Source organism: Mycobacterium sp. NGS41 (genome assembly GCF_059812725.1).
In genome coordinates this window covers 150,913-172,751 of record NZ_JCALDF010000004.1, presented here as the reverse complement: position 1 = coordinate 172,751, position 21,839 = coordinate 150,913, and the positions used below count along the sequence as shown (strand labels likewise).

18 protein-coding genes and 5 pseudogenes are annotated in these 21,839 nt (G+C 64.5%); 8 read left to right on the top strand and 15 right to left on the bottom strand.

From position 1 onward, the window contains the following. The first annotated feature begins 153 nt into the window (after positions 1–153). Positions 154–1,596 carry a wax ester/triacylglycerol synthase family O-acyltransferase gene (locus tag AC5Y21_RS06250; protein WP_499910465.1) on the top strand — a complete coding sequence of 481 codons (1,443 nt, stop codon included), beginning with the start codon at positions 154–156 and terminating at the stop codon, positions 1,594–1,596. Positions 1,597–1,750: 154 nt separating this feature from the next. Here the strand turns inward: AC5Y21_RS06250 and casI are convergent, their stop codons facing one another. From casI to AC5Y21_RS06225, 5 genes are all read right to left on the bottom strand, one after another. Beyond that, positions 1,751–3,391, bottom strand: a complete 1,641-nt coding sequence (gene casI, locus AC5Y21_RS06245; protein ID WP_499910463.1) for a steroid-22-oyl-CoA synthetase — start codon at positions 3,389–3,391, stop codon at positions 1,751–1,753. Position 3,392: 1 nt separating this feature from the next. Continuing rightward, positions 3,393–3,947, bottom strand: a complete 555-nt coding sequence (locus AC5Y21_RS06240; RefSeq protein ID WP_499910461.1) for a nuclear transport factor 2 family protein — start codon at positions 3,945–3,947, stop codon at positions 3,393–3,395. Further along, entirely contained in the window at positions 3,934–5,097 is a 1,164-nt protein-coding gene (locus AC5Y21_RS06235) for a 3-ketosteroid-9-alpha-monooxygenase, oxygenase component (RefSeq protein WP_499910459.1), read from the bottom strand. The genes AC5Y21_RS06240 and AC5Y21_RS06235 overlap by 14 nt, the downstream gene beginning before the upstream one ends. Before the next feature lie 116 nt (positions 5,098–5,213). After that, on the bottom strand, positions 5,214–6,119 hold the full coding sequence (locus AC5Y21_RS06230; protein WP_499910458.1) for a TIGR03619 family F420-dependent LLM class oxidoreductase: 906 nt from the start codon (positions 6,117–6,119) through the stop codon (positions 5,214–5,216). A 57-nt stretch (positions 6,120–6,176) separates the two neighbouring features. Next, a complete protein-coding gene (locus AC5Y21_RS06225; RefSeq protein ID WP_499910457.1) occupies positions 6,177–7,601 on the bottom strand; it encodes a WS/DGAT/MGAT family O-acyltransferase in 1,425 nt (474 codons plus the stop codon). 138 nt (positions 7,602–7,739) lie between these two features. Here AC5Y21_RS06225 and AC5Y21_RS06220 point away from each other — a divergent pair, with 138 nt between their 5' ends. Both AC5Y21_RS06220 and AC5Y21_RS06215 read left to right on the top strand, forming a co-directional pair. Further along, on the top strand, positions 7,740–8,810 hold the full coding sequence (locus AC5Y21_RS06220) for an alpha/beta hydrolase family protein (protein WP_499910455.1): 1,071 nt from the start codon (positions 7,740–7,742) through the stop codon (positions 8,808–8,810). A gap of 103 nt (positions 8,811–8,913) precedes the next feature. Next, positions 8,914–9,606: a PadR family transcriptional regulator gene (locus tag AC5Y21_RS06215; protein ID WP_499910454.1), complete on the top strand. Its 693-nt coding sequence runs from the start codon at positions 8,914–8,916 to the stop codon at positions 9,604–9,606. 22 nt (positions 9,607–9,628) lie between these two features. Here AC5Y21_RS06215 and AC5Y21_RS06210 read toward each other — a convergent pair whose 3' ends face one another. Next, positions 9,629–10,459, bottom strand: coding sequence for an SDR family oxidoreductase (locus tag AC5Y21_RS06210; protein WP_499910452.1), 831 nt, complete (start codon positions 10,457–10,459; stop codon positions 9,629–9,631). Positions 10,460–10,547: 88 nt separating this feature from the next. After that, on the bottom strand, positions 10,548–11,483 hold the full coding sequence (locus tag AC5Y21_RS06205) for an enoyl-CoA hydratase (RefSeq protein ID WP_499910451.1): 936 nt from the start codon (positions 11,481–11,483) through the stop codon (positions 10,548–10,550). Between the two features lie 171 nt (positions 11,484–11,654). On the opposite strand from AC5Y21_RS06205, the gene AC5Y21_RS06200 reads away from it, so the two are divergent. The 3 genes and pseudogenes from AC5Y21_RS06200 (at position 11,655) to AC5Y21_RS06190 (ending at position 13,970) form a co-directional block, all read left to right on the top strand. Then, positions 11,655–11,819: a hypothetical protein gene (locus tag AC5Y21_RS06200; protein ID WP_499910449.1), complete on the top strand. Its 165-nt coding sequence runs from the start codon at positions 11,655–11,657 to the stop codon at positions 11,817–11,819. Beyond that, the gene (locus tag AC5Y21_RS06195; RefSeq protein ID WP_499910447.1) at positions 11,820–13,298 is read left to right on the top strand and encodes an alpha,alpha-trehalose-phosphate synthase (UDP-forming); all 1,479 of its coding nucleotides are present in this window, start codon (positions 11,820–11,822) and stop codon (positions 13,296–13,298) included. Positions 13,299–13,392: 94 nt separating this feature from the next. Then, positions 13,393–13,970 (top strand): annotated as a pseudogene (locus AC5Y21_RS06190) (hypothetical protein). A gap of 28 nt (positions 13,971–13,998) precedes the next feature. Here AC5Y21_RS06190 and AC5Y21_RS06185 read toward each other — a convergent pair. From AC5Y21_RS06185 to AC5Y21_RS06150, 8 genes and pseudogenes are all read right to left on the bottom strand, one after another. Continuing rightward, on the bottom strand, positions 13,999–14,490 hold the full coding sequence (locus AC5Y21_RS06185; RefSeq protein WP_499910445.1) for a mammalian cell entry protein: 492 nt from the start codon (positions 14,488–14,490) through the stop codon (positions 13,999–14,001). Next, positions 14,490–15,074: pseudogene (locus AC5Y21_RS06180) on the bottom strand (Rv1363c family protein); the annotation flags it as partial. The pseudogene AC5Y21_RS06180 and the gene AC5Y21_RS06185, both read right to left, overlap by 1 nt. Then, positions 15,062–15,358, bottom strand: a pseudogene (locus AC5Y21_RS06175) (MlaD family protein); the annotation flags it as partial. The pseudogenes AC5Y21_RS06180 and AC5Y21_RS06175, both read right to left, overlap by 13 nt. A gap of 91 nt (positions 15,359–15,449) precedes the next feature. Further along, positions 15,450–16,816: pseudogene (locus AC5Y21_RS06170) on the bottom strand (virulence factor Mce family protein); the annotation flags it as partial. Beyond that, a pseudogene (locus AC5Y21_RS06165) lies at positions 16,813–17,091 on the bottom strand (mammalian cell entry protein); the annotation flags it as partial. The pseudogenes AC5Y21_RS06170 and AC5Y21_RS06165, both read right to left, overlap by 4 nt. A gap of 28 nt (positions 17,092–17,119) precedes the next feature. Further along, positions 17,120–17,884: an MlaE family ABC transporter permease gene (locus AC5Y21_RS06160; protein ID WP_499910623.1), complete on the bottom strand. Its 765-nt coding sequence runs from the start codon at positions 17,882–17,884 to the stop codon at positions 17,120–17,122. Positions 17,885–18,125: 241 nt separating this feature from the next. Next, entirely contained in the window at positions 18,126–19,043 is a 918-nt protein-coding gene (locus AC5Y21_RS06155; RefSeq protein WP_499910443.1) for a 3-oxoacyl-ACP reductase, read from the bottom strand. A gap of 33 nt (positions 19,044–19,076) precedes the next feature. Further along, positions 19,077–19,268, bottom strand: a complete 192-nt coding sequence (locus AC5Y21_RS06150) for a ferredoxin (RefSeq protein WP_499910442.1) — start codon at positions 19,266–19,268, stop codon at positions 19,077–19,079. A 216-nt stretch (positions 19,269–19,484) separates the two neighbouring features. On the opposite strand from AC5Y21_RS06150, the gene AC5Y21_RS06145 reads away from it, so the two are divergent. Together AC5Y21_RS06145 and AC5Y21_RS06140 are read left to right on the top strand one after the other, a co-directional pair. Continuing rightward, the gene (locus tag AC5Y21_RS06145) at positions 19,485–20,666 is read left to right on the top strand and encodes an acyl-CoA dehydrogenase (RefSeq protein ID WP_499910440.1); all 1,182 of its coding nucleotides are present in this window, start codon (positions 19,485–19,487) and stop codon (positions 20,664–20,666) included. Positions 20,667–20,692: 26 nt separating this feature from the next. Then, positions 20,693–21,790: an acyl-CoA dehydrogenase family protein gene (locus AC5Y21_RS06140; RefSeq protein WP_499910438.1), complete on the top strand. Its 1,098-nt coding sequence runs from the start codon at positions 20,693–20,695 to the stop codon at positions 21,788–21,790. Positions 21,791–21,839: the final 49 nt, after the last annotated feature.

Genomic DNA, 21,839 nt, shown 5'->3' with positions numbered 1-21,839 from the left:
TGCGGCCCTCAGCCCGTTTCCTCACAAGCGATACCGTATTCGCCAGGCGAAGGCCGGCGGACAGCCAGTTCCACTGATCGGGAGACAATGACTTCGGTGGCGGCGATAGCGGGTTGAATGTCGGCCATCGCAGATGAATTGGAGAGTGGCTCTATGCGACGGCTTACCGGTGTCGACAACATGTTTCTCAAGCAAGAGAACCGCGACCAACCGCAGCACACGATCAAGGCTGTCGTGCTCGACCCCGCCGCGGCGCATCGACCGCTCACGTTCGACGTGGTTCGAGCGACCGTCCCGGCATTGGTGGAGAGGGTCGAGCCGCTGCGCTGGCAGCTGTTGGAGCCGCGAGTCGGCAGACCTTGGTGGATCGAGCGGCCGCGGATCGATCTCGACTACCACGTCAAGTACGCGACCGCCGTGTCGCCCGGTGGTGATCGTGAGCTGGCCGAGGCGATCAGCGAGATCATCTCGGTCGGCCTCGACCGCAGCCGTCCCGCCTGGCAGCTGTGGTACGTCGACGGACTGGCGGACGGTCGAATCGCCTTGGTGCTCAAAATCCATCACGCCGTCGCCGACGGGTTGGCGTCACTGCGGCTGCTGGAAAGCATCTTCAGCGCTGACCGGAGTGAACCGTTGCCCACGCCGGGACAGACACCGGTGGATGAGCAACGGCCAAATACCCTCGCGTGGCTTCGTACGCTCGCTGTCCATCAAAGCGCGGCGGCAGTGCGGTTTCCCCGTATCTTGGCGCGCTCGGCCCGCACCATCAAGACGATCCGCAACCGCCGCAAGGCCGGCCGGCCCGGTTTCGCCGAAACGTTCGCCGCGCCGGCAACCCGCTTCAACGAGCCGTTTACCGCCAATCGTCGGTTCACCTATGTCAGGTGCGACTTGGCCGCCATCAAGGAGATCAAGAGCGCGTTCGGCGTGACATTGAACGATGTCTTTCTCGCGGCGTGCAGCGGTGCCCTCCGCTCCTATCTGGAAGGTCACCGCGAGCTGCCCGCCGAGTCGCTGACCGCCGTTGTCCCGGTGGCGATTCGGCCGCCCGGTGTCGAAGTGGACTGGGGCAATCAGGTGACCACCTGGTTCGTTTCGCTGGCCACCGACGTCGCCGATCCGATCGATCGGCTCGAGCGTATTTCCGCCAACACCAGCGCGGCCCGCGCCGTGCACGCCGAGCGGGACCTCTGGCTGTTCGGCGACTGGATGGAATACTGGCCACTGTTCTGGTTTTACGCGCGCGCGCTGCCGCTGCTCGGTGCGCGGACAAAGAGACGCCCCACCTACAGCCTGATCGCGTCGAATGTGCCGGGGCCGAAAACGCAGCAGTACTGGGGCGGTGCGCCGATCGAGAAGCTCATCTCGGTGGGCCACATGATCTACCCGTACGGCCTGAATATCACCGGCTGGAGTTACCTCGGCACCATGACCATTGCAATGCAAGGCGATAGGGACCGGGTGGCGGATATCCAGGAAATCGCCGACGGCCTCCCGAAGGCGCTGGCCGAACTCGCCGCATTGGCGGCCGAGCGGGGGCGCGGTGGACGCGACAAGAGCTTGCGGACCGCATCGAGTGTGAATCGTGGGAGTTGACTGTGTGTGCAGGGCGCTAAAATGACGAAATCTACACTGTCAGTTCACATTCGAATCCGTCAGTTCACACTGAAAGCCGCCTGATCACACTCAACGCACGAGCCGATTTAGTGCGCAAACTTTTAGTACGGCAATTTGAGCCGCGGCGGACGACTTACAGAAAGCGTTGCCGGCCGTGCCGGACGAACTCCGCGGCCAGCGCAGCTTTATCTTCGGCGCTCATTTTCCGGTATACGGGCTCCCCGCGCCCGGTCCACCGATAGACCGGCTCATCGGTGTGCCATCGCTGCGCCTGCAGATCGCGCTTCAGCACCTTGTTGGAGCCAGTGACGGGGAGGTTGGTCGAGAGCCGCAGGAATCGCGGAATCCCTTTGCTGCCAAGGTTGTCCCGAGACCATAGATAGGCAGCGAATTCCTCGGTGTCGAACGCCTCGGGGTCGGCGACCTCGATCGCGGCCATCACCTGATCTCCGGACCGTGGATCGGGCACGGCATAGACTCCGGCGGCGATGACGCTGGGGTGGCGCCGCAGGACACGTTCGATCGTCAACGCGGAGGTGTTCTCCCCGTCGACCCGGATCCAGTCGCCCCGCCGGCCGGCGAAGTACAGGAATCCCGCTTCATCGAGGTAGCCGAGGTCGCCGGTCCAGTACCAGCCGTTGCGGAGGCGGTCGGCGTCGGCGTGGTCGTTTTTGTAGTAGCCCTCGAAGGTGCGGGTGCCAAACTTGTCGACGATCTCGCCGACGGCCTCGTCCGGATTGAGTACGCGACCGTGCTGGTCGAAAACCGCAGGGGCACAGTCGGCCAATGTCTGCGGATCGACGATCGCGACGCCGGCGTGTGCGGGGCGGCCGAGCGCGCCCGTCGGCGCGTGTGGGTCCCGAGTGACGGCCGCGCCGCCCTCGCTGGAGCCGTAGCCCTCGAACAGCTCAGCGCCGAAGCGACGGCGGAACTCGGCCTGGTCCTCGGGCGACGCCTCGGTGCCGAACCCGCGGACCAAGCGGTTGTCGGCGTCGTCAGCCTGTTCGGGGGTAGCCATCAGGTAGCCGAGGGCTTTGCCGACATAGGTGAAAAACGTCGCGCCGAAGTAGCGCACGTCTGGCAAGAATCCCGACGCCGAAAACGACGGTGTCAGGCAGACTGTGGCGCCGTTGGCGAGCGCCGGAGCCCACAGCGCCATGATCGCGTTGCCGTGAAACAGCGGCATACAGCAGTAGTCCACGTCGTCGCGGACATGGCCGAATTTTTCCGTTGCAGCGTAAGCGATTCCGGCCAGCCGGCCCTGACTGCACCTGACCGCTTTCGACGTGCCGGTGGTGCCCGAGGTGAACAACAACAAGAACAGCGAATCCGCGCCCACTCCGGCGGCGATGGCGGGCGGGACCCGCTGCGCGTCGACAAGCCCGTCGTAGCCCGGGTCGTCGATCGCGAGCAGTTGCATATCGAGCTCCAGCGGCCCCAGCCGCTCCAGCCCGGCGGTGTCGGTGATGATCAATTGGCAGTCCGCGTGCCGGATTTCGGCGGCGAGCTCGGCGGCACCGCGGGTGGGGTTGATACCGACGATCGTCGCGCCCACCAACGCGGCACCACCGAGCCAGAACAGAAAATCCGGCACGTTGTCCAGCAGCACCCCGATATGAAATGGCCCGTCGCGTCGCAGCGACTGGGCGAGTGCGCCTCGCGCGGCGGATTCCCGGACGACCTCCTCCCAAGTCCAGTCCCGTTCGCGGGTACGCAGCCCGAGATGCTCGTCGCCGAGGCGGTCGAGCAACATCGTGGCGATATCGGACCGCATCTCAGGCGGGCGCGTGCACGAGATCGATGTAGGCCTGGGGCAGCTCGTCGCGGGTCAGCCTGGTCACGCTCACCACGCCCGGGTTGTAGGAGTCCTCACCCAATATCAAGCCGTTCTCGTCGATCGGCCACAGCAGCAGCTGCCGGAACACCACCAGGTAGTCACCGGTCTCGTCGTCGACGGGGATGCCGATCTTGATCGCCTCGGAACCGGGGTAGATCTGCTTGAGGTAGCCCTCGGTGACCAGGCAATGGTCATCGACGATGAGCCGCTGGACCTCGAATTCCAGTATGTTCGTCCGGCTTTCGACAAAAGCGGTGTAGTAGGCCTGCACCCCGTCCGTGGTCTTCGGGCCGAAGTCCTGTTCGCCGCCTCCCCAGAAGTGATAGTCCGGCTGGGGCGCCAGAGTGGCCATCAGCCGGTCCAGATCCGGCACGGCTTCGGCCTTCATGTGTTCGATCACCGTGCTGAGCACCAGGCGGTGTCGCTCGTTGGTGGTTTCGGCCAGCCTTCGCTCCAGCGGCGCCCAGGTTCGGGTGGGGTCAATTACGGCCATGCGTGGCAGCTCCTTCTTTGTGTTTCTTGATATTGTCGGCGACTTCTTGCTGCCAGAGCTGATTCGCGTGGCTGGTATCGACCTCGTACTCGAACCGCGCGATCATCTCCGGGGTGATGTCGGCGACGTCGACGTAGAACTGCTCGTACCATCGCCGTTGCTGGTAGACGGGACCGTCTTCCTCGGTCAGCAACGGATTGTCGATGCGCGTCTTGGTTTTCCAGATTTCGACGTCTTGCAGAAAGCCCAGCCCGTAGCTCTTGGCGAACTTGCTCGCCAGCATGGCGGACTTCTCGGCGGGCATGCCCGGTATGCGCTGCACGCTGACTCCCCATTGCAGAACGAAAGAGTCGTGGCTCACCGGGTAGTGACAGTTGATCAGCACGACCTCGACGGTCTGCTCCCGAAAATCGTTGTGCAGGTAGTTGATCATGTAGGACGGCCCGTAATAGGAAGCTTCCGATCGCAGCAACCCGTCTTCGGCCGACGAGCTCGCGCCGACATCCGGCCGCGCCTTGGAATGCAGGTACTGACTGGCGACGTGGCCTTCAAAGACGTTCTTGAAGTAGACCGGATACGAGTAATGGATGTAGAAGAAGTGCGCCATGTCGACGTTGTTGTCGACGATTTCGCGGCAGTGTGCGCCCTCGATAAGGATCGAGTCCCAGCTCCAGTCACTCCAGTCGCCGGTGTCGATGCCGTCGATGTGTGGGATGGCCAGTTCCGATGGCGGAGGATTGTTTTCCGGGTCGTGCCAGACAAACAACTGGAGGTTCTCCTCCATGGTGGTCCAGGACCGGGTTCTCGCGAGTCGTGGTACCCGCTTCGCGTATGGCACTGCGACGCAACGGCCGTCGCTGCCCCAGCGCCAGTCGTGGAACGGGCAGGCGATGGCGTCGCCCTTGACCGTGCCCATCGTCAGGTCGCCGCCCATGTGGCGGCAATACCCGTCGAGCACATGCAGCGCACCGCCGCTGTCTGCCCACACCACCAACTTGGTACCGAACGCATGCACGGCGTGCGGCTTGCCGTCGCGAAAACTGTCGGCCAGTCCGAGACAGTGCCAGCCGCGCGCGAATCGGGTAAATGGCCGGCCCACGTCAATCTGGCGGATACCCGCGCCGCCGCTCGTCGAGCCCACGGTCGTCATGCCGGATCCTTCCTGGGCCACTTCGCTCTCATGATCCCTTCCACCATATGGCCGCCGGGGCCGCACTTAGCCCGGCTTCCCGGCCAGTGGGATTGCCGTCGGTTTGCCCCACGCCATCACAGCCTGTCCAGGACCCGTTCCCGGTAATGGTGCACCTGATCGGCCAGCGCCGCGATGCCGCGCGGGCCGAACATCGCGGGGATGTCCGGAGCGAACACCAGCCGCGTGGCTCCGGCGTCGACGTACTTGCGTACCCAGTCCACGTCGAGTTCGCGGGTCGGGTCGCACGAGCCGGGCCATGCCGTGAGCTCGATGCACGCGGGATCCCGACCCGCCTCCGCCGCCGCGGCGTGCAGTCGATCGGCACCGTCGGCGAAGTCCTCGGCGGAGACGGTGTAGGGGAACCAGCCATCGCCGATCCGGCCGGCACGGCGTATCGCGGATGCGCTGTTGCCGCCCAACACGATTGGGACCGCGTCGCGAGTCGGTCGGGGCAGGCAGTGCAGGTTGTCGAACGACACGTACTTGCCGTGAAAGCTCGCCGGCTCCGATGGCCACAGCGCCCGCATCGCGCCGATGCAGTCATCCAACCTACCGCCGCGGTCACGGTAGGGTACTCCGACTGCCGCGTATTCTTCTTTCTGCCAACCGATTCCAAGACCCAACAGCAACCTGCCGTCGGAGTGGCGGTCGATGGTGGCCGCGCGTTTGGCCAACACCACCGGACTGTGCAGCGGTGCCACCACCATCGCGGTGCCGAACTTCAGGGTCGACGATGCGGCCGCCATGAAGGCGATCGTCTCCAATGGGTCGGGCATCGGCACGGGATCGGCCGGGCCGGGCATATGGCCATCCGCGGAGTATGGGTGCAGCGGTTCGTACTGCTCGGCGACCACCACGTGTTCGACCGTCCACACCGATTCCACGCCGGTTTCCTCCGCGATTGACGCAACCTGCCGCAGCGCGTCGCCGGAGGTGATCAGACCGTCGACGAACGGCGCCAGCATTCCAAGTTTCACCATGGCTTTCCTTTTGTCGAGTGGTCGGGTCTTGTCCGGTTCCCTTCTGCTATACGAACTTCATCGACGCCCGGAGCCTGCCCGCCCACCTCGTCGTTTGGAGCGGGAAGCGGCCACCAGCTGGTCGAGCTCGTGGGCCGCAGCCGACGTCAATTCCCACGCATCTTCGACAAGAGCCGGGTCCACCTGCACGCCGACGTCCACGTGATCGCCGTAGCTCATCACGGTGACGTTCATCCCCATGCCCACCGTCAACGGGCCGACGGGGAAGATGTTCTCGATGCGTGCGCCCGCCAGGTAGAGAGGCACCGGCGGACCGGGCACTTTGGACACAATCAGGTTGGTCGCCAGCGGCAATCGCTCCTCGAGGCGCGCAGACCTAAATGCCCTGAACGCCAACGTCAACAGAATCGGCGGGGCGACTTCGCTGAAGCCGATCTTGTGCTTCTTTTGCATATCCTCGGCAAGTGCTTTCGCGCTGTTCATCCCGCGATGGATCGCGGCGAGCCGCTCGACCGGATCCTCGATGTCGGTGGCCAGCGACGCGGCCATCGGATGCACCATGTTGCCGAGTTCGATATCCTCGGCCGCGCGCGTCGACTTCGGGACGGTCGCCAAGATGGGCTGATCGGGTAGGGCGTCCCGTTTGACCAGATACGTGCGGACCGCGCCGGCGACCACGTCAAGGATCACGTCGTTCACCTTGACCCCGAACCGATTCTTCACCCGTTTGATGTCTGCCAACGGCAGAGAGCAGTAGGCGAATTCGCGCCGCGGGCTGATCACGCCGTTGGCCGCTGTTTTCGGCGCGCTCAACGGCCGTGGCGGAGCTTCGTCTCGACGTAGGTGGCTGATGGTGGTCACCGCGCCCGCCAGCGTCTGCCGCAGGTAGCGCACCAACTTCGGCGGAACCAGCGCCGTCGAAAGAGCCCCGCGGGCGAGAAGCTCGACATCGGAATGCCGCAGCTCTGGTTGCACCGCAGGAACATCAGCTCGTGCCGGTAAGGGCTCGGGTTCGAGATCGCACAGCACATCAGACAATCCCGCTCCGGAAACACCGTCGACGAGGCAGTGATGCGTCTTGGCGATGAAGGCGACCCGGCCCCCCGCCAGGCCTTCCAGATACCAACTCTCCCACAAGGGTTGGTTCCGGTTGAGCGGACGAGCCAATACTTCGCCGACGAACTCTGCCAGTTCCCGCCGACCACCGGGAGACGGCAGCGCCGCCCGATGCACGTGCGCGTCAAGCCAGAAGCCCGGGTCGTCAATCCACACCGGCCGGTCAAGTTGCAGCGGTACCTCCTGGATCCGCCGCCGAAACTGCGGCATATACGGCAACCGGTTTTGCAGGTGCGACCGTAATGCGTCGTACCCGAACCCGGGCGCCGTGCTGGGATCCAGGATCATCAGTCCGACGGTGTGCTGGGGCCATGCGCTGCCTTCCATCGACAGGAACATGGCGTCCATGCCCGACAGTCGTTTCACTAACCTCAACTCCGTTCACCGTCAAAGACCCTGTGGTGCGGTGAAACCTACATCGATTCCCGATTCGGCACCCGCCGCCATCCCGATGAGTGAGACTTCGGTTCCCCGTCGTCGGTGCGGCGTTCTAGCCTGCGATGGGTGAATACCGTCTCGCGGTCGAGCCGTACCGAAAAGATCTCGCTGGCTTGCCAAGTGGCGCTCGACGACGGGGCTCTGGCCATCGTTCGTGCCCGGCAGCCAAAAGTACTGCCGCACTTGACCGAACGAATCAGATGGGAGATCGCAGCGGCTTCGGCGCTGTTCGACACGCACGGGTGGTCTTCCGAGCCGGTGACTTACCATCGCCGCCCACCCGAGCTGCATGACAGCGAGGTGCGGACGCTGGGCACCTCCTCGCCGCCGCAACGCCACGAATTGGTCTCGTTCGCTTCCGAATTCCGTCCGCGCAGCATCGAGCCGGGCGCCGACCGGTGGCCGCGCAGCAGCCGCAACGACACCGTCTTCGTGCGACTGCTCCGCCATCGTCAGCTCGACCGACCTTGGGTGGTCTGTCTTCACGGCTTCGGCATGGGCACATCTCGTTTCGACCTGAAGCTGCTCTGGGCAAACTACCTGCACGCAACGCTCGGTTTCAACGTGGCCGTGCCCGTATTGCCGTTTCACGGGCCCCGACGGTCACCCGGGTTCGGCGAGTTGCTATCGCTGGATCTGGCCATGACACTGCACGCAATCAGCCAGGCAGTCTGGGATATTCGGCGGCTGGTTCAGTGGATCCGACGTGGGTCGCCGGTCGGCGTGTTCGGCGTTTCACTCGGGGGCTACCTCGCCGCGCTGCTGGCCGGCATCGAGCAACTGGACTGCGTTGTCGCGGGCATTCCTTTCGCCGACGTCCTAGGACTGATGACGCATCACCCTCCGCCACAGGAATATTCATCCATTTTGGGTTCCGATTCTGCCCAGAACGCATTTCGAGTCGTGTCTCCGCTTGCGATGACACCCGCGTCGAAACCTGATCGACGAGCATTGTTCGCCGCGGACGGGGACCGGTTCATACCCGCCGACCAATCGGTGGCACTGCGCCAGGCGTGGCAGCAATCGCCGGTTTACTGCTACAGCGGAGGTCATATCGGCTGCCTGTGGTCAGGAAGGACGAAAGCCTTCGTGGGCAACGCGTTACACGACGCGCTGTTTCCAACCCGCCTGCCGTGAGCGGGCCGACTGCCGTCATGCCGGTTCGCGGCAGCGAAACTCTTGTTCCGCTGAGCGGTCCCGCATCGGCTCCCGTTGCCCGTCGTATTGATACCTTGTCGCAATGGGACCATCCGACTCGCCACCCGACAGCGGGTTACCCAATCTTCCGGCCACCAATTGGGCGGTTCTCGGCATGCTCGCCTTCGGTGAGGAGGTCTCCGGCTACGACATCAAGAAGTGGGCCGACTGGAGCGTCGGCCACTTCTACTGGAGTCCGTCGTTCAGCCAGATCTACTCGGAGCTCAAGCGGCTGGAAGCCCACGGCTATGCCACATCACGGGTGGAGCATGACAACGGTCCGCGCGAGCGACGGATCTACCAGATCACCGAAACAGGCAGGGCCGCCGCCGGTCGCTGGGTCGACGAAGCGCCGGTCGATGCGCCGATGCTCAAACACGGGGTGCTGCTGCGTGTTTGGCTTGGACACCTCAGCGAGCCGGACCGGCTGAAGGAGATCCTCGAGGAGCACATCGCGCACATGGACAGGATGCGGCATCGGGTCGCGATCGATTCCAGAGCCGCCAATCTCGAGGCCGCTTGGGCATACCCGCGGATCGCCATGCGGTGGTCGGCGCGTTACTACGCGGCGGAGCGAGAACTTGCTTTGCAGTTGATCAAAGACATCGACGAGGCCGACGCGGCGCTGGGCCGGGCGCGCCGCGATGCGCACGGCGACGATTTTCCGGCGCTGTCGCCAGGCCGCTGGCGCGAGGTCGAAAAGCGCGCGCAGGCAACGGGTCCCACTGCGGACTGACCGTCTACGCAGCCGCCCGAGCTCATACCACGCCGCGTAGCCCGTCGGCGCCGAACGCGGGTTCCAGCATGGCCGAGAAGTCCGGGCCGCGTCGCAGGATGTGCCCGCCGTCTACATTGATGCATTGTCCGGTGATCCAGCTGGCGGCGTCGCTGAGCAGGAACATCGCCAGGTTGGCGACGTCCTCCACCTCCCCCGGCCGCGGCAGCGGTGTGCAGGTTGCGTAGTCGGAGCTGAGCTCCGCCGATTCGGTGATGGGTGCGACGAGTTCGGTGCGGATCAGCCCCGGACGGATACTGTTCACCCGCACCCACGAGGCGCCGAGCTCGTCGGCGGCCAACTTCATCATGTGGTCGACAGCCGACTTCGTGACCCCATAGGCGCCGAACCATCGGTGGGTGTTGCTGGCCGCGATCGACGAAATACCGACAAACGAACCGCCGCCGCCGCGCACCAATTCACGTGCGGCGTGCTTGAGCACGTACATGGTGCCGTTGACGTTGAGGTCCACGGTGCGCCGCCACGCCTGCGAGTCGATCTGGGTGATCGGCCCAATGGTCTCCGATCCGCCCGCGCAATGCACCACGCCGTGTAGCCGGCCATGCCATGCCGTCACGGCGTCGACCGCGCGAGCGGCCTCGTCCTCGTTGGTGATGTCGGCGGGCTCATAGCGAATGGCACCCGTCGGCTGCAGCGCTTCGATGTATTTGACCGCGTCAGCCAGACGGTCCGGGTTGCGCCCGACGATCATGACGGAGGCACCGGCCGCGACCAGCCCGGCGGCTACCCCTTTGCCTATTCCACTACCACCGCCGGTGACGAGATAGGTCTGGTCTTCAAATGAAAGCTGCATTGTGAGCCCCTTCTCTCCCGCGAGCAGACGCAGAATCGCCTAATTCAGGCCTGAATTACGCGATTTTGCGTCTGCTCGGCATACCAAACTAGGGCGTATCGCGCCGGGCTACCTTGGTCGGCTTGGCTGTGCGCCAGTCCTCGACATCCGGCGGCAGGCCAACCGGGAACCGGTTCTCGTTGTGAGCTGCCCAGTGGGCGTGCCCGAGCTGGTGCACGTGGAAAGCGTGCCGCAGCGCCTCGGTAAACCCCATCGCGTCGGAGGCGGCGTTGACCGAGTCCTTGACCAACAGTGCCGCCATTGTCGGCCGGCCGGCGATTCGCCGAGCGAACTCCAGAGTCTTTTCTTCCAGCTCGTCGAGCGGAAAGACTTTGGACACCATGCCAAGCCGATATGCCTCGTCAGCGTCAAGCGAATCACCGGTCAGTAGTAGCTCTTTGGCTTTGCGAGGTCCGAATTCCCAAGGGTGAGCGTAGTATTCGACGCCCGGCATACCTAAGCGCACCCCGACCACGTCGCTGAATTTCGCATTGTCGGCGGCGACAATCAGATCGCACGCCCAGATCAACATCAGCCCTGCCGAAATGGCGTTGCCCTGCACCTGCGCGATGGTGATCTTGCGTAGATCGCGCCAGCGGCAGGTGTTTTGGAAGAAGAAGTGCCATTCCTGGTGATACAGCTTCTCGACGATCGGGTCCAGGGTGGCGCCGTGCGACCGGAAGGTCGGATGCTGGGTGGGTCCGGGTTTGCGCTCCAGCAATGCCGCATCCGAGCCGAGGTCGTGGCCGGCGGAGAAATTCTTACCGCGCGCCGCGAGGATGACCACGCGCACGGTGTCGTCGGCTTCGGCGCGGTTGAACGCCTCGTCAAGCTGGACGAGCAGAGTCCGATTCTGGGCGTTGTGCTCGTCGGGCCGGTTGAGCCAGATCCGGGCGATGCGGCCCTCGTCAAGAGTTTCATAGACCACCGGCCCGTCAGCGTTGTCGCTGGCTGCCGCGGTGCTGGCCTGGTCGGAGACTGTCATTCTGCCCACATTACGGCCAGCATTACGCCCACTCGCCGGTGGGTTGATTTGCCAGACGAGAGGCAGCTGATGCTCCCTCGGACGGGTTGCCGGTCGGTGACCGGCCCGGATCCTGAGCGGGGATCGTGGGACGGCTGTGACGCGATATGTAGCGTCGCTTAAAGTTGTGTCATGCCTACCAAATCTGATCATGGCGATATCGGTGATGTGGAGCCGCTGGCCGACAGCACCGCGAGCCAGGCCAGGCGGGTCGTCGCCGCATACGCGAACGATGCCGATGAGTGTCGAATCTTCTTGTCCATGCTTGGTATTGGACCGGCGAAAATAGAGACCTAAGTGGCTCCGCGGGGAGGCCAGAACTCGAAGACTCCAACTCCGGAGCACTTCGGGGATTCCGATTTCGTGGTAGTCGCCAATCGCCTACCCGTCGATCAGGAACGGCTTCCCGACGGCACCACCACCTGGAAACGCAGCCCCGGCGGGTTGGTCACGGCCTTGGAGCCGTTGCTGCGCCGCCGCCGCGGGGCATGGGTCGGCTGGCCAGGCGTTGTCGACGGTGACGAGGAACCCATCGATCAGGACGAACTGCGGCTTCAACCGGTGCAGCTGAGCGCCGAAGACGTCGCCGAGTACTACGAAGGGTTCTCCAACGCCACCCTGTGGCCGCTGTATCACGACGTCATCGTCAAGCCCATCTACCATCGCGAATGGTGGGAACGCTACGTTGACGTCAACCGCCGCTTTGCCGAGGCCGCGTCACGAGCCGCGGCCTCCGGCGCGACCGTGTGGGTTCAGGACTACCAGCTGCAGCTGGTGCCCAAAATGCTGCGCGCGCTGCGGCCCGACTTGACCATCGGTTTCTTTCTGCACATACCGTTTCCGCCGATCGAGCTGTTCATGCAGCTGCCCTGGCGGACCGAAATCATCGAAGGTCTGCTCGGTGCCGATCTGGTGGGTTTCCATCTGGCCGGCGGCGCCCAGAATTTCCTGTTTCTGGCCCGACGACTGGTGGGCGCCAACACATCACGAGGATCGGTCGGCGTGCGATCGCGGTTCGGGGAGGTACAGCTGGGGTCGCGCACCGTTCAGGTGGGTGCGTTCCCTATCTCCATCGACTCCAGGGCGCTCGACCAGGCGGCGCGCGATCGCGACGTCCGGCGCAGAGCGCGCGAACTCCGTACCGAGCTCGGCAATCCGCGCAAGATCCTGCTCGGCGTCGACCGGCTGGACTACACCAAAGGCATCAATGTGCGGCTGAAGGCGTTCGCCGAGCTGCTCGCGGAGGGTCGCGCGAAACGCGACGACACGGTGCTGGTCCAGCTGGCGACACCCAGCCGCGAACGCGTGGAGAGTTACCAGGTGCTGCGCAACGACATCGAACGCCAGGTCGGCCACATTAACGGCGAATACGGCGAGGTCGGCCACGCGGTCGTGCACTACCTACACCGTCCGGTTCCGCGCGACGAACTCATCGCGTTCTTCGTAGCCAGCGACGTCATGCTGGTCACCCCGCTGCGCGATGGGATGAACCTGGTGGCCAAGGAGTACGTCGCCTGCCGCAACGATCTTGGCGGCGCGCTGGTCCTGAGTGAATTCACCGGTGCCGCAGCCGAACTCCGACAGGCCTATCTGGTCAACCCGCACGACCTCGAAGGGGTCAAGGATGCCATCGACGCCGCACTCAACCAGCCGGCCGAGGAGGGGCGGCGCCGGATGCGGTCAATGCGACGCCAGGTCCTCTCCCATGACGTGGACCGCTGGGCGCGGTCATTTCTCGACGCCCTCGCCGAGGCGCATCCACACAACTCCAAATAACCGCGTTCGGCGAACCCATGGTGTTGCCGTCCAATCGCTGTGATCTCAGATGCAGCGCTGAACTTAGGGACGTCACGGACGTAAAGGAGACGACGTGAAAATCCGTCGTGCGCTGGCCGCTGGTGCCGGCATCGTCTCGGCCGTTGCGATTGGGATTGCGCTGGAGTCGGGTGGCCCGGCACGCGCCGTCGCACCACCGGCGGATGGCACGTATACGTTCAACCAGGCGGGGGTGTCCGGGTTACCTGGACGATCACGGCGCTGTGCGACCAGCCCTCCGGAACCCGCAACATGAACGACTATTCCGACCCGATCGTCCAGGCCTTCAACTGTGCGCTGAACATCGTGAGCGCAACCAACGAAAAAATCACCCGTGCGGACAAGTTGCAGAACTTCAGCGGCAGGGCCCGGCTGTCGAGCATGCTGTGGACCTTCACGATCAATCAGTCAGATGGCGTGTCGTGCCCGGACGGCAGCACCGCGCCGTCCACCGAAACGTATGCCTTCGATGACGGCGCGATGGCCGGCACGCATACCAGCTTGCACGGCGCCGTCTGTGGCCAGCAGCCGTCGATGACCAAGACACCGTTCTCGCTGCAAATGGCCGGTCCCCCGCCGTCCCCGGTCGAGCGTTATCCGCTGTACTGCAACGGCATTGCGATGTGCTACTGAGAGCTTATAGAGCTACCGAACCGAACGCTCAGATCGGCGTGATGAAGGCGATCAACCACTTGTCGCCGACCTTCTTGTAGTCCACCCATAACCGGCTGCCGTCGTAAAGCGGCTGTCGTGACTTATCGGTGACGGTCCGGTTCATATAGACCATCACCGATGCCGACTCGCGTTTGGCGGACATGACTCCCAAGCCGACGACATTGGCCTGGACGACGACTTCCCGCTTCTTGGCCTCCGGCATGATCTGCGCGTTGACTTCTTTTTGGAATTGTTGGCGATAGTCCGGCGTCAGCAACGGGTAGGCGGCGGAAAGGCTGCGCTCGACGGTCTGGTAGTCGTAGGCAAACACCTGAGGTATGTCCGTGGCGGCCTGATGCGGCAACACCGCACGCGCCGTCTGCTCGCCGCGGGTCTCCACCCGGTTCCAGTAGAACCAGCCGCCCGCCGCGGACAACCCGACGAAGGCGGCAGCCAGCGTCGAGCCGGCGATGGCGACCAGCCATCGCCGCAGCCGCATCAGTTCCCCCCGTCCGGATACTTCAGGTCGTAGCCGGTCATCCGTCCAGCGTCGTCCTCATGCACGATGACCCGCAGCCGGTAAGGCATCGACGGCTTGTTGACTCCGTCCACATCGGCGACCGTGACGCGTACCGACACCAGCACCGAAGCGTTGTCGGTGACCGGGTCGATGGCTTCCAAAGCAGCTCTGTTGATGACGGCTTCCGATGTCGCGTTGGTGGAGCGGAAGATGTGCTTGAGGTTCTCGATGTTGTTGTTGGCGCCGAGCATTCCGCGCAGCGGGCCGCTGGTGCCGTTGTAAAGCCGATTCATGCTCTCGTCGATGTTGTCCTGCTTGTAGCTGAACATGTTGACTACGGTCTGCGTGCCGGTGTCGACGAAACGCTGCGCGCGCGCTTGGTCGGCCTCGGCGTGCCGTTGCTGGATCACCAGGACGGTCAGGCACGCGGCCAGCGCGCCGACCAACAACAGCGCGGCGGCAAACGAGACGCATTCCACCAGGAGGCGGTGAGACCGACGTCGCGGCGGTGGCTTGACCGCCGTCGGCTTCTTGGCCGCCGACGGCTTCTTGACCGGTTCAGCGTCAACTTCACGGCGGCATAGAAGCTTTCGTCGGACCGCTGCTCGGCGGTGATTCCGCGCACGCTTCCGACGGTGACGTCATCGAGCATCACCGGCGAGTTCTGCGGCAGCGTCGCGATGTCAGCCATTTCGACGATGATCTTGTACGCGCCACTGCCGTGACCTTCGGTGCCGGGCATCGGCAGCGAGTTCAGGCCGCCGAACTGACAACCCGCCAGCAGCGCGGTACTCGCCGCCAATATGCCGCCGCGCGCCAGCTTTGTGATCATCCACCGCCGGTTCATCCGCCGGCCCCCTGCTCGGCGGGGGCAGTGGCGCTCCGGGAGCGGGGCCCGGTGCCGGCCTGACACCGGCCGGCGCTGGGCCCGGTGCCGGGCCGTAGCCGGGAGGACTCGCTGCTGGGGGCGGCGCCCCTGCCGCTGGCGGTGGGGCCCCCGGGGCGGGGGGGACGAGCAGGCTCTGCAGATCGGCTGGATTCTGCACGGGATGCGTTCCGGGAGCGGGGATACAGGTGAGTTGCGGAATCGGGGTCTGCGCCTTGGCCTGGGTGGCCGGGGTGTCGTAGATGATCTGACCCTTGTATGCGGTGATCGTGTTGAGCGGGTGGAACATGATCGGCGGGTAGTTCGCCGAGAGTCGGCGCAGCACCGGCCCCAGCCGCTCGCGGCAGATCTCGGCGCGCCTGAAGAACTCGGGCGCCCTTGGGCCGGCGGTCGTTTCGAAGGACCCACCGCAGATGAACTGGACCGGATTGGCGAACTCCGGAATCGACAAGAGACCGTTGAGCGTGCCTTGCGCGGGGTCATAGATGTTGTAGAAGTTCGCGATACCGGGCCCCGCCACGTGCAGCACCTGCTCGATGTTGTCGCTCTGGTCGCTCAAGGTCTGGGTGAGGTCGCTTAGCTTGCTGACCGTATCGATCAGCGTCGAATTGTTCTGACCCAGGAACCCCCGGATGTCCGACAGCGCTTGGTTGAGTGTGCCCAGGGTGTTGTCCAGATGACGCGAGCTGTCCGCGAGCACTTGCGACACCGACGCGACGTGTCCGGCGAACTGCACGATCTGTTCGTTACTCGACGACAGCACGTCGACCAAGATCTGCAGGTTCTTGACCGTGCCGAAGATGTCGCTGCGCGAATCTCTCAGCCGCCCGGCGACTTGGGAGAGCTCGCGCAGCGCGTTGTGGAACGACTCACCCTTGCCGTCGAGCGTGTTGGCGGCCTGGTTGATTGCCTCGCCCAGGGGGCCTTGCATCTGTCCCGCCGCTGGACTCAGCTGAACCGCGAGCTCGGTCAGCGACTCCTTGACCTCGTCCCACTCCACCGGTACCCCGGTGCGCTTCAGATCGATGCTCGCGCCGTCGGGCAGCACCGCCCCGCCGGTGTATGCCGGGGTGAGCTGAATGAACCGGGCCGACACCAGGTTTGGGGAGATGATCAGGGCCTGGGCGTCCCTGGGCACCTTGACGTTCTTGGACACCGTCAGGGTGACTTTGACGTCGGACCGGCCGGGCTCGATCGACTCGATCTTGCCGACCGGAACCCCGAGGATGCGGACCTGATCTCCGGGATAGAGGCCGACGGCAGAAATGAAGTGCGCGTGAATCTTTCGTGCGCGTAAATCTTTCGTCCGTTATCGCCCGCGGAGAACACCACATACGCGCCTCCCACCAGCACCGCGACCAGCGCGATGATGGTGAGCGTACGCAGCCCGCGGCTGCCGAAACGTTGCTTGGTCGTCATGGCGATTTCGGCCTGATCACCCAGCGTTCCTGGATCAGCCCGCGCAGATAGTCGGCGAGGCTGGCCGGTACTTTGCCCGGCTGGTAGACAAAGTCGAACATCGTGGCCAGCAGCGGCGCCGGTATCACGCCGTAGACGTTGACGTTGAAGCCCGGTCCGGAACCGACGACCTCGCCCAGCTCGGTGGCGTAGGTGGGCAGCCGCTTGAGCGCCTCGGTGATGTAGTCGTGACGTTCGTTGAGAACGTCGAGCACCTGCTTGAGCTTGTTGAGTGCCTAAGTGAGGTCGTAGCTCATCGCATGCTCACTTCGCCGTCACCCGCACGCCGATGGCGGTCATCACCACGTTGATGACGAACAGGCAGATGAACGCGTAGACCACGGTTTCGTTGACCGCGTTGCCCACACCCTTGGGCCCACCCTTGACGGTCAGGCCGCGGTCGCACCCGACCAGGCCGGCCATCACCCCGAATAGCAGCGCTTTGACCTCGGCGAGAATCAGCTCTTTGAGGCCGGTGAGCACGGTCAGCCCGTTGATGAATGCACCGGGGTTGACGCCCTGCAGAAGGACGGAGAATACGTAGCCACCGGACAAGCCGATGGCACATACCAGGCCGTTGAGCAACAACGCGACCAACGTAGACGCCAGAACCCTGGGCACGACGAGGCGCTGGATGGGGTCGATGCCCAGCACCCGCATTGCGTCGATCTCTTCGCGGATGGTGCGGGCGCCTAGGTCGGCGCAGATCGCGGTGGCACCGGCACCGGCCACCACGAGCACCGTCACCACCGGGCCCAACTGGATGATGGCGCCGAATGCCGTTCCGGCGCCGGACAGATCCGCGGCGCCGATTTCGCGCAACAGAATATTGAGGGTGAACGCCACCAGAACTGTGAACGGGATCGACACCAGCAGCGTCGGGACCAGCGATACCCGCGCGATCATCCAGTTTTGGTCCAAAAACTCGCGGAATTGGAACGGCCGACGGAAACATGCCCGAAGGGTTTCCATCGACATTTCGAAGAACCCGCCGACCGCCCGGGCGGGGACCGCAAGCTTTTGCATCAGCAGTCCCCCTCTGCTGCTCGCGGCGAAGTCTCGGTGTCCTTCGGGCACGGCCAGGGTTTGCCCGCGACTCAGTGTGAGCCGGCTCATATTAACTCAGAACGACTTCGCCATGTCAACGTATGACAGGTACCAGTATCTCTTATCGGCATACCGCATTTGGGCTGGTCAGGACCATAGCGGTAAAGCCAATCTGAAACAAGTTCTAGCTAACGACTGGCCGGCACTTAGGCTGCCCACGCCCTCACTGATCCATCAGGCCAGTAGCGGAAAAGTTCAGGTCCGGATCCCGCCCAGCAAAGTAATCGCGCAACGTGGCGCTGAGCTGCCCGGGCTCCCAGGCCGAGCCGTCCGCGCTGAACTGACGCTCCACGCTCGGCGCCGAGACCAGAGTGACGCGCGGACCGTACACGATGAACACCTGGCCATTGACTTCCGCGGCGGCCGGCGACGACAAAAACTGGACCAGGCTCACCACGTGCTCCGGTGACAGCGGGTCGATCTGGCCCGCTGCTAAGTCAGGCGGCGTGCCGAAGACGTCGGCCGTCATCGCGGTGCGCGCCCGCGGACAGATCGCGTTGGCGCATACCCCGTAGCGGCCCAGCGCGCGCGAGGCTGTCAGGGTGAGCGCGAGGACGCCGGCCTTGGCGGCGCCGTAGTTGGCCTGCCCTACCGGACCCACCAGCCCCGCCTCAGACGAGGTGTTGACCAGCCGGCCGTATATGGAGCCGTCCTTGGCTTCTTTCGCCTTGCTCCGCCAGTAGGTGGCCGCGTTGCGGGTGAGCAGAAAATGCCCACGCAGGTGAACGGCGATGACGAGATCCCATTCCTCGTCGGACATGTTGAACAGCATCCGGTCCCGGGTGATCCCGGCATTGTTGACCACGATGTGCAGCCCGCCCAGCCCGTCGGCAGCGGAGATGAGTTCGTCGGCCGTCGCGCGCTGGCTGATGTCGCCGGCGACCGCGACCGCCTTGGATCCCGCGGCGGCGATCTCGTCGACGACGTCGGAGGCATCCAGGGCGGCGGCCAGGTCGTTGACGACGACCGTGGCGCCGAGCCGTGCCAAGCCGAGCGCCTCGGCACGGCCTAGTCCCGCGGCCGCGCCGGTAACCACCGCGACCTTTCCGGATAGATCGGTCGCGTTCGTGCTGCTACTCAATTTATGAATACCTCTAGTTTTGGGGACGTCCGGCTATTCACCGCGCAGAAGCGCGGCGCGAGGGCATTCAGCGATTGCCTGTTCGGCCAGATGCTCCCGGTTGGGCGGAATGGGATCGGTCTTGACGACGGCGTAGTCCTCGTCGTCCAGGTCGAAGATATCCGGTGCGATTCCCATGCACACCGCGTTACCTTCACACCGGTCACGGTCCACTATCACCCGCACGACACCCTCCTTGAACCTGGCCACGCGCCCCGTCAGGACCCGATCAGTTGGTAGCTCCACCATAAGGCTCTGCTTCGTCTGACGAAACGGTCGCTGGATTCCCAGACTAGAACGTGTTACAACCGGGAAGACGAATGGGTAGCCGTTGGTCAGTTCACGGGGCCAAGGCGATGGCCGGCGAGATGGACCTCAACCCTCAACCGAAGGACGGCTGGAATGCGCATCAGTTACACCCCTGAACAGGAGGAGCTGCGTCGCGAACTGCGGTCGTACTTCACCACGCTGATGACACCGGAACGCCGCGAGGCGCTCACCTCGACGCAGGGCGAGGTCGGGACCGGCACCGCGTATCGCGACACCGTCGCGCAGATGGGCAAGGACGGGTGGCTGACACTGAACTGGCCCAAGGAGTACGGCGGCCAGGACCGCTCCCCGATGGACTCGCTGATCTTCACCGACGAGGCCGCAATCGCCGGTGTGCCGGTGCCGTTCCTGACGATCAACAGCGTGGCGCCGACGATCATGGCTTTCGGCACCGATGAGCAGAAGAAGTTCTTCCTGCCCAAGATCGCGGCGGGCGAACTGCACTTCTCGATCGGCTACTCCGAGCCCGGCGCCGGGACCGACCTGGCCAACCTGCGCACCACCGCCGTCCGCGACGGCGACGACTACGTGATCAACGGCCAGAAGATGTGGACCAGCCTGATCGCCTACGCGGACTGGGTCTGGCTGGCGGTACGCACCAACCCCGAGGCCAAGAAGCACCGCGGCATCTCGATGCTGACCGTGCCGACGACCGCCGAGGGCTTCTCCTGGACACCGGTGCACACCATGGCCGGTGTGGACACCAGCGCCACCTATTACTCCGACGTACGAGTCCCGGTGACCAACCTGATCGGCGAGGAGAACGGCGGCTGGAAGCTGGTGACCAACCAGCTCAACCACGAGCGCGTCGCTTTGGTGTCGCCGCAACCGATCTTTCTGGCCCTGCGTGAGGTTCGCGAATGGGCGCAGAACACCAAAGGCGACGGTGGCGTCTGGCTCATCGATTCGGAATGGGTGCAGCTCAACCTGGCCCGGGTGCACGCCAAGGCCGAGGTTCTCAAGCTGATCAACTGGGAGCTGGCGTCGTCGGACAGCGAGGCGTTATCGCCAGCCGACGCTTCGGCGGCGAAGGTCTTCGGCACCGAACTGGCCACCGAGGCCTACCGGCTGCTGATGGAGGTGCTAGGAACTGCAGCTACATTGCGTCAGGACTCCCCCGGCGCGTTACTGCGCGGCCGGGTAGAGCGGATGCACCGAGCCTGCCTGATCCTGACGTTCGGCGGCGGCACCAACGAAGTCCAGCGCGACATCATCGGCATGGTCGCCCTGGGACTGCCCCGAGCCAACCGCTGACTTTTCTTGTAGAGGACGGACCCCCTATGGATTTCACGACAACCGAAGCCGCAACCGACCTCGGTGGTCTGGTCGACACCATCGTCGATGCGGTGTGCACGCCGGAGCATCAACGCGAGCTGGACGGGCTGGAGCAGCGGTTCGACCGTCAGCTGTGGAGCAAGCTAATCGACAGCGACATCCTGACCAGCGCCGCCCCGTCGGCGCTGGGCGGCGATGGATTCGGGGTGCTCGAGCAGACAGCGGTGCTGGTTGCATTGGGCCATCAGCTGGCGGCAGTGCCCTACCTGGATTCGGTGGTGCTCGCCGCGGGCGCGCTGGCCCGGTTCGGGTCCGAGGAACTGCAGCAGAGCTGGGGTGTGCCGGCGGTCAAAGGCGAGAAGATTCTGACCGTGGCACTTGACGGCGAGATGGGTGAGGGTCCGGTGCAGGCAGCACGCGCCGGAGACGGCTTCCGTCTCACCGGTACCCGGACCCTGGTCGGCTACGGCCCGGTGGCGGACGCATTCCTGGTCCCAGCCGAGACCGATTCCGGCACGGCTGTTTTCGTTGTCGCTTCGGACGATCCGGGAGTTTCGGTGACCGCGTTGCAGACCACCGGCCTGGTCTGCGTCGGACACTTGGCGCTGGACGGCGTTGCGGTAGACGCCGGCCGACAGGTCGGCGGAGGCGATGTGGTGAGCTGGCTGCGCACGATCTCCACCCTGGGTCGCAGCGCGTTCCAGCTTGGAGTCCTCGAACGGGGACTACAGATGACGGCCGAATATGCCCGGACCCGTGAGCAATTCGACCGCCCGATCGGCAGCTTCCAGGCGGTGGGGCAGCGGATGGCCGACGGGTATATCGACGTCAAAGGGTTGCGGTTGACGCTCACCCAGGCGGCGTGGAAGGTGGCCGAGGATATCGCCGCTGAGATCGACGTGGCCTCTGCGGCTTTTTGGGCCGCCGACGCCGGGCATCGGGTCGCACACACCATCGTGCACGTGCACGGCGGCGTCGGCGTCGACACCGATCACCCGGTGCACCGGTATTTCCTGGCCGCCAAGGAGACGGAGTTCGCGCTCGGCGGTGCGACCGGGCAGTTGCGTCGTATCGGTCGTGAATTGGCGGAAACCCCTGCTTAGCTCTCTCGTGGCGGCGAACGTGACGCTGGCGTCACGCTGGCCTTCGAGC

Excerpts from the sequence above, each read along its gene's own strand:
- AC5Y21_RS06205 (WP_499910451.1), bottom strand. The coding sequence starts at position 11,483 with ATGACAGTCTCCGACCAGGCCAGCACCGCGGCAGCCAGCGACAACGCT.
- AC5Y21_RS06185 (WP_499910445.1), bottom strand. The coding sequence starts at position 14,490 with ATGCGGCTGCGGCGATGGCTGGTCGCCATCGCCGGCTCGACGCTGGCT.
- AC5Y21_RS06145 (WP_499910440.1), top strand. The coding sequence starts at position 19,485 with ATGCGCATCAGTTACACCCCTGAACAGGAGGAGCTGCGTCGCGAACTG.
- AC5Y21_RS06250 (WP_499910465.1), top strand. The coding sequence starts at position 154 with ATGCGACGGCTTACCGGTGTCGACAACATGTTTCTCAAGCAAGAGAAC.
- casI (WP_499910463.1), bottom strand. The coding sequence starts at position 3,391 with ATGCGGTCCGATATCGCCACGATGTTGCTCGACCGCCTCGGCGACGAG.
- AC5Y21_RS06210 (WP_499910452.1), bottom strand. The coding sequence starts at position 10,459 with ATGCAGCTTTCATTTGAAGACCAGACCTATCTCGTCACCGGCGGTGGT.
- AC5Y21_RS06200 (WP_499910449.1), top strand. The coding sequence starts at position 11,655 with ATGCCTACCAAATCTGATCATGGCGATATCGGTGATGTGGAGCCGCTG.
- AC5Y21_RS06215 (WP_499910454.1), top strand. The coding sequence starts at position 8,914 with ATGGGACCATCCGACTCGCCACCCGACAGCGGGTTACCCAATCTTCCG.
- AC5Y21_RS06240 (WP_499910461.1), bottom strand. The coding sequence starts at position 3,947 with ATGGCCGTAATTGACCCCACCCGAACCTGGGCGCCGCTGGAGCGAAGG.
- AC5Y21_RS06140 (WP_499910438.1), top strand. The coding sequence starts at position 20,693 with ATGGATTTCACGACAACCGAAGCCGCAACCGACCTCGGTGGTCTGGTC.
- AC5Y21_RS06235 (WP_499910459.1), bottom strand. The coding sequence starts at position 5,097 with ATGACGACCGTGGGCTCGACGAGCGGCGGCGCGGGTATCCGCCAGATT.
- AC5Y21_RS06230 (WP_499910458.1), bottom strand. The coding sequence starts at position 6,119 with ATGGTGAAACTTGGAATGCTGGCGCCGTTCGTCGACGGTCTGATCACC.